This window comes from bacterium (assembly GCA_021158245.1).
GTDB lineage: Bacteria > Zhuqueibacterota > QNDG01 > QNDG01 > QNDG01 > QNDG01.
Genome location: JAGGVB010000144.1, coordinates 1 through 2,685, shown reverse-complemented (window position 1 = coordinate 2,685; position 2,685 = coordinate 1). Strand labels below are relative to the sequence as shown.

Sequence of the window (2,685 nt, the reverse complement as noted above, 5' to 3'; positions counted from 1 at the left end):
GTCTTCATTATTGGGATCAAGGTGTCGTGTATCACTGTTATGTTCAAAAATACTGGTCCCCCATGGATTATCCATGTGATGGAATCGAACCATATTGAATCCCATTTTCCTTAGGCGTGCTGCCACAAAAGATGCTTTTGTTTTTTCTGGAAAGCATGCTCCTGAAGTGAGATTGGCTCCAAAAAACCTTATCCTCTCTCCCTTGCGCTGAAAATGTCCGCTACTATTTATAGAAATAAAATCGTTCATGCTAATAGGATTCCTGTGAAAATCAGGCAAAAAATCAACACTTATAGAATCATCAGGAGGCATATAAAAATTAAAGCCATTACTGAAATTCTGTCCATAACAAGTACAAATACTATTGACAGTAAAAATTAAAAAAAGAGTGTATAAAATGTCATGCAGTTTTTGCATCTTCTTTTAATACTCCGGCCTGTTTAATATGTTAATCCGAAACCATATGGAAAGAGTGGATCATAAGGAATGTCTTCAAGATTAATCGGTATCTGATTCATGCTACGGGGCCATGAATGAGATAATCTTCCTGTTGGTGGAAAATCACCAAATAGCACATCTGCCACTCCCTGTCCTTCTGTACCTGGTAGCCATGCAGAAATCAAAGCATCACAATCATCAAGGATGGAATCCAGAATCATAGGTCGGCCGGAAATCAAAATAACAACTAAAGGAATTCCCGCAGATTTTATTCGTTTAACGGTGTCAACATCCTGTTCTTCAATTGATAAATCATTACGATCACCATTACCTTCAGCATACGGACTTTCTCCAATCACAACTATCCCAATATCACTTTCTGAAGCATTACTTCCGTCAGTGCTATATGTGATTTGTGTGCCTGCTGGAGCTCGTTGTTTAATAGCTTGTAAAATTGTAGTTCCAACAGTATGGCTCCCACGGTTTCCCTGCCAGCTTATTGTCCAACCTCCACACTGACTTCCCAGATCATCAGCATTACGGCCTGATACATGAATCCTGCTTTCTAAGCCGCTTAGAGGAAGCACCTTCCCATTATTTTTAAGTAACACCAGTGACTGTCTGACACATTCTCTTGCCACAGCACGGTGTTCTGATGAGCCGATCTGCATTGTGTAACTGCGATTCGTAAAAGGCGATTCGAATAACCCAAGACGAAATTTTATGCGCAAAATACGTTTCACTGCATCATTAATTCTGTCAAGAGGCACACGGCCCTGTGTAACTAATGTATCCAGTACATTTATAAATTTTTTATAATCATCCGGCACCATAACCATATCTATTCCTGCATTAATCGCTTTCTCTATACAAACTTCATAATCAGCAGATAATTGATTGATTGCACCCCAGTCAGAAACAACAAACCCTTCAAATCCGAGCTCTTGTTTTAAAACATCTGTAAGCAAATAATGGTTGCCGTGAATTTTTTCTCCATTCCAACTGCTGAATGAAGCCATGATTGAGCCAACTCCAGCATTTATTGCAGAAATATAACCAGAAAGATGTATGGCACGCAGTTCTGCCTCGCTAAGTTCAGTATTGCCCTGATCATGCCCGCCTGTTGTTCCGCCATCACCTAAAAAATGTTTTGCACAAGCCAGTATCGATACAGGATCCTTTAAGTCGCTACCCTGAAACCCTTCTACTGCAGCAGCTGCCATTTTTTCTGTCAATTCCGGGGTCTCACCAAATCCTTCATATGTCCGCCCCCAGCGCTCATCTCTTACAACTGCAATACAGGGCCCAAATGTCCAGTTGATACCTGTGCCTGCTACTTCCTCAGCAGTTACTCTTGCTGCCTGTCGCACTAAATCAGGATTCCTTGTACATCCCATACCAATATTATGGGGGAAAATTACTGCTCCGTAAACATTATTATGCCCATGAACCGCATCTATTCCATATATCAATGGAATTTTCAACCGGGTCATTAATGCCCTTTGCTGAAAACCATCAACCATATCTGCCCAGGAAATTGCCTTATTTTCAGATGGACCAGATCCTCCTCCGCTCAACACAGATCCAATACAAAAAGTTGTAATATCACTCTGTTGTTGAATGAATCCCCTTTCTACCTGGGTCATTTGCCCAATCTTTTCTTTTAAATTCATTCTTGAAAGAAGATCTTCCACACGTTCCTCTATATCTGCATCAGGATTTAGATAAACAGCATCATAATTTTGTGGTTGAGTACTGGTTTCCATTTTTGTACAACTTCCATGCATTAAAAGTAAAATAATTGCCAGTTTGATAAATTTATTCATATTTCAAATCACCCTACCTTTGCAGTACCATGCGCATCGATTTATTATGACCTGAAGCAATAATCGTATAAATGTATACTCCCGAACTTACTGCAATACTGTTTTTATCAGTGCCATCCCATTGAATCAGCTTAAGACCTGTTTGCTCAGTTGCAATTTCAGAAAACTCTTTTACTATCTCCCCGTTTATAGAATATATTTTAAGAGAATAATCTTCAGGTTTTGCAATAAAAACAGGAATTTTAACACAAGTGCTGAATGGGTTGGGATAACACAACCCTAAATAGACATTACTATTAACAGCTTTAAAATCTGATTCATTAAGAACAGAATCTGTTATTTTAAGCCTTATAAAGTTTATATTAAATCCACCGTGAACTATAAAAAATTTCAGTTTATGCAAACCTGCAGAGATTTTTGC

3 protein-coding genes are annotated in these 2,685 nt (G+C 38.9%); all 3 read right to left on the bottom strand.

What is annotated here, in order from left to right; translation table 11 throughout:
• Positions 1 to 417, bottom strand: a 417-nt coding sequence (locus J7K93_07675; GenBank protein ID MCD6116877.1) for a hypothetical protein, incomplete at its 3' end; no start/stop codon positions are given.
• A gap of 23 nt (positions 418 to 440) precedes the next feature.
• Positions 441 to 2,264: a glycoside hydrolase family 3 C-terminal domain-containing protein gene (locus tag J7K93_07670; GenBank protein MCD6116876.1), complete on the bottom strand. Its 1,824-nt coding sequence runs from the start codon at positions 2,262 to 2,264 to the stop codon at positions 441 to 443.
• A 13-nt stretch (positions 2,265 to 2,277) separates the two neighbouring features.
• Positions 2,278 to 2,685 (bottom strand): T9SS type A sorting domain-containing protein (locus J7K93_07665; protein ID MCD6116875.1); only part of this gene is annotated, 408 nt, incomplete at its 5' end.